The sequence below is a fragment of the Vreelandella olivaria genome (assembly GCF_023507745.1).
GTDB classification, from domain to species: Bacteria; Pseudomonadota; Gammaproteobacteria; order Pseudomonadales; family Halomonadaceae; genus Vreelandella; species Vreelandella olivaria_A.
Genome location: NZ_JALPZO010000148.1, coordinates 1 through 4,452, shown reverse-complemented (window position 1 = coordinate 4,452; position 4,452 = coordinate 1). Strand labels below are relative to the sequence as shown.

At 55.6% G+C, this 4,452-nt stretch carries 4 protein-coding genes; all 4 read left to right on the top strand.

Annotation, left to right across the window (positions count from 1 at the left end):
* A partial coding sequence (ftsY, locus tag HP566_RS18115) for a signal recognition particle-docking protein FtsY (protein WP_249978719.1) occupies positions 1-1,116 on the top strand: 1,116 nt, incomplete at its 5' end.
* Positions 1,113-1,781 carry a cell division ATP-binding protein FtsE gene (ftsE, locus tag HP566_RS18110; RefSeq protein WP_249978718.1) on the top strand — a complete coding sequence of 223 codons (669 nt, stop codon included), beginning with the start codon at positions 1,113-1,115 and terminating at the stop codon, positions 1,779-1,781. The genes ftsY and ftsE, both read left to right, overlap by 4 nt.
* Positions 1,778-2,830, top strand: a complete 1,053-nt coding sequence (gene ftsX, locus HP566_RS18105) for a permease-like cell division protein FtsX (protein WP_249978717.1) — start codon at positions 1,778-1,780, stop codon at positions 2,828-2,830. The genes ftsE and ftsX overlap by 4 nt, the downstream gene beginning before the upstream one ends.
* Before the next feature lie 177 nt (positions 2,831-3,007).
* Entirely contained in the window at positions 3,008-3,874 is an 867-nt protein-coding gene (gene rpoH / locus HP566_RS18100; protein WP_249978716.1) for an RNA polymerase sigma factor RpoH, read from the top strand.
* The last annotated feature ends 578 nt before the right edge of the window (positions 3,875-4,452 follow it).

Below are 4,452 nucleotides of genomic sequence, written 5' to 3'. Positions count from 1 at the left end.
GAGCCAGAGCCAGAGCCAGAGCCAGAGCCAGAGCCAGAGCCAGAGCCAGAGCCAGAGCCAGAGCCAGAGCCAGAGCCAGAGCCAGAGCCAGAGCCAGAGCCAGAGCCAGAGCCAGAGCCAGAGCCAGCTTCCAAGCCGGCCTTACAAGAAAAGCCGGTGGCAGAAAATGGTGAAAAGAAAGGGTGGTTTGCGCGGATTAAATCGGGGCTGGGGAAAACCCGCGCCAATTTAACCGATGGTATTGCTGATCTGTTTTTAGGTAAAAAGCAGATTGATGATGAGCTGCTCGAAGACCTGGAAACCCAACTGCTCATGGCGGATGTGGGTATTGAGGCCACCAGCGAAATTATTGAGCGTCTGGAAGGCCGGGTCTCCCGTAAGGAACTCAACAACCCCGAGGCGCTATATCGCGGCTTACAGGAAGAGTTGGCAGCCATGCTCGCCCCTGTGGCGACACCACTGAGTGTTGAGAAAAGTGACGGCCCCTTCGTGATTTTAGTGGTGGGTGTCAATGGTGTGGGTAAAACCACCACGATCGGTAAGTTGACCCAGCGATTCCAGCGCGAGGGTAAAAGCGTCATGCTGGCGGCCGGGGATACCTTCCGTGCCGCGGCGGTGGAGCAGCTCAAGGTGTGGGGGGAGCGCAACAGCGTACCGGTCATTGCCCAGCATACCGGCGCTGATAGTGCATCCGTAATATACGACGCCGTCGCGGCCGCCAAGGCGCGTGGCGTGGATGTGCTGATCGCCGACACGGCCGGTCGTTTACATAACAAAAGTCATTTGATGGAGGAACTGAAAAAAGTCCATCGGGTGATGCAGAAACTGGATGCCTCTGCCCCCCATGAAGTCATGCTGGTGCTGGATGCGGGAACCGGGCAAAACGCGATTTCCCAAGCCAGTACCTTTAATGATGCGGTGCCCATCAGTGGTATCACTCTGACCAAGCTGGATGGTACGGCGAAGGGCGGGATTATTTTCGCCCTGGCCAAGCAACTTGAAACGCCTATTCGCTTTATTGGCGTGGGAGAAGGGTTGGACGATTTGCGTCCCTTCAATGCTGATGACTTCGTTAATGCGCTGTTTGACCGGCAAGGGGACGATAGCCGCGGATGATTGCCTTTGAGCATGTGGGAAAGCGCTATGGAGGGCGCTTTGAAGCGCTGGCACACCTCAACTTCCGCGTCGCAAGAGGCGAAATGGTGTTCCTGACCGGCCATTCCGGCGCGGGCAAAAGCTCTCTATTGCGCTTGATTATGCGCCTGGAAAAACCCAGTCGGGGTAGGGTATTGGTGGCCGGGCATGATATTGCGCAGCTACACGCCAGCCAGGTGCCATTTTATCGGCGTCAGATCGGTGTGGTATTTCAAGACCATCAGCTATTATTTGATCGCAGCGTGTTTCGTAATGTCTCATTGCCCTTGGAAATCCAGGGCGTGGAGCCGAGGGAGGCGGCGAGACGCGTTCGAGCAGCGCTGGATAAAGTTGGCCTTTTGCATCGCGAAAAGGCACTGCCAGTAGAACTTTCCGGTGGTGAGCAGCAGCGGGTAGGCATTGCCAGGGCCGTGGTGAATAAACCCGCATTGCTGCTTGCCGATGAACCCACAGGTAACCTCGACCCACAGCTCTCGGCCGATATTATGGGGCTCTTTGAAGATTTTAACCGTATCGGCACTACCGTCATGATCGCCAGCCATGATTTAGCGCTGATTGCCCGTTTGCACCATCGTATTCTGCGCTTGCGGGATGGCCGTCTGGTAGCCGATGAGGGCGCTGTATGAAGCGTGCCGCCACACCCCGTCAAACAGGTGCGGCCCCACGGCGGGGTAAGCGCCTGGCTCCTAAACACCGACCTAAGGCGTCGCCGGAAGCCACCGGCCGTCGTGGTGCCCGCTCACAACAGACGCGTTTTATCAGCCGACTGCGCGCGTGGGGGCGACATCACCGGGCAATGGCTATCGACAGCCTGTTGCGTCTGGTACGTCATCCCTTAGGTAACCTGCTGACGATGCTGGCTATCGCCATTGCGTTGGTGCTGCCAGCGGCTCTCTGGCTGACGCTGGACAGTGCCAAGTTGCTGGATGCAGAGCTGGAGGAGAGCGCCACTCTCACCGTCTACCTGGAAACAGCAGTGGATGAGGCCCAGGCCGCCCGTATTGAGGAGGCGGTTGGGGCGGAAGCCGGAGTGGTGCAAACACGCCTGATTAGTGCAGAGCAGGGGATGGCTGAGTTTCAGCAGTCGCTCGGCCTGGATGATGTGCTGGCAGGGCTTGAAGATAACCCCCTACCCGCCAGTATCGTGATTTACCCCCAGAGTGTTGAACCTGATGCCATGGGGCAGCTGGCTCAGCGACTTGAAACGTTGTCGGGTGTGGATGAGGTACGGGTTGATTTAGCCTGGGTAGAGCGCCTGCGCCATCTGGCTGATCTTGGTCGTCGTGTTGCACTGGCGTTGGGGGCATTGTTTGGTTTGGGTGTACTGTTGGTGGTGGGTAACACCATACGCCTTGCTGTTGAGAACCGTCGGCGTGAAATCGAGGTGGTGATGTTGATTGGCGCCACCCACGCGTTTGTTCGTCGCCCTTTTTTGTACAGTGGCGCCTGGTATGGGGTTGGCGGCGGGTTGCTGGCGCTAGGGCTATTGGGGCTGGGCAACCATTGGCTTTCGATGCCGGTCGCGGCCCTGGCTGCCAGTTATGGCGCCAGTTTCACATTGCCACAGTTGGATATGACAGGCTCTACAATTCTGCTATCTTGCAGTACACTATTGGGCTGGTTGGGGGCATGGTTAGCCGTGACTCGCCACCTTTCCAGTATACGTCCGCGTTGATAGCGTATGTCAGGCGGGTATGAAGGGGGGGATTACCCCCAAATTTAGGTTCTTAGCAGATGCATTGGCAGTCTGAACCTTATGCTTAAGCTAAGGTCTTAGCGTTAATAGAGGACGTCTGGCTGTTGTGACGCCAGTACGCCGACCACGATAGGTTTTAAGGGAGACCATCTGCACATGAGCACTAGTCTTCTACCGGTGGGTCAGCTTTCTCCAGGGCATGACCTGGGTGGCTATATTCAAGCGGTTAACAGCATCTCTGTTCTGAGTGTTGAGGAAGAGCGTGAGCTGGCATTCCGCCTCCACGATGAAGGGGATCTTGAAGCTGCACGTCGTCTGGTGCTTTCGCACCTGCGTTTTGTTGTGCATATTGCACGTAGTTACTCGGGCTATGGCCTGCCCCAGGCTGATCTTATTCAGGAAGGTAACGTTGGTTTGATGAAAGCGGTCAAACGCTTTGACCCCAATCAAGGGGTTCGCCTGGTATCATTTGCCGTGCATTGGATCAAGGCGGAAATCCACGAATTTGTACTGCGCAACTGGCGGATCGTGAAGATCGCCACCACCAAAGCCCAGCGTAAGCTGTTCTTTAACCTGCGTAGTGCCAAAAAGCGTCTGGCATGGCTGAATAATGATGAAGTCAATGCCATCGCCAAAGACCTCGACGTTAAACCCGAGGTTGTGCGCGATATGGAAGGCCGCCTGTCGGCATACGATGCCGGTTTCGATGGTTCACCAAACGATGATGAAGAAAGCACCTATCAGGCGCCTGTTCATTTTCTTGATGATGCGTCTGCTGACCCTGCTACACAGCTGGAAGACAGCGATTTTGAAGAAGATTCCACGCGTCGTCTTCAGCTCGCGCTGAAGAGTCTGGACGAGCGGTCGCGGGATATTTTACAACGCCGCTGGTTGACGGATAACAAGGCAACGCTGCACGACCTGGCCGATGTCTACGGTGTCAGTGCCGAGCGTATTCGTCAGCTTGAGAAAAATGCGATGAAGAAGCTGCGTCAGAAAATGGGCGACACTATCGCGGCTTAAGCAATCCGTGTGGCGTCTAAAAAAACGTTCCAAAGGCTCTGAACTGCGCCCCGAAGGTGGGATACCCAATCCAACCTTCGGGGCGTTTTTATGAGAAGGCAATACGACGAGGGGTTCAAACTACTTGATAGATGTGTGCAGGAATTGGGCGTCGGACTCTGTTCTCTAAGTGTCACTGAGAGTGAGTTTTGTAAGTTATCACTGACAGTTTTGTAAGATATTTCTTACACGCTGTAAGACATTTGCTCTCTGTTATATCAAGGGGTTGCGCCGCTGCAATAACTCGTTATTCTGAGCACTTTATCATTGGTTCATTGAATAAACGGGGGAGCGTTACGATGGCAACTGGTCATGGCCTTTACTTCACTCTTACCTTGTCAGGCATGCTGGAAGCCGCCGCAGGGGAAGGCAGCCCCTTCGTTTCCCACTGCCCGTTGGAAGAGGGATAATTCATGGTCGTGCCCGACTACTGGGTCGCCCGCTGCCATGTGATGGCCCACTCACCGAGCACCCGGCGCTGGGAAGAGGACGCCGACGAAGCCGTGACCGTCGTCGCCGTACTGGCAGAGAGCGAGGCC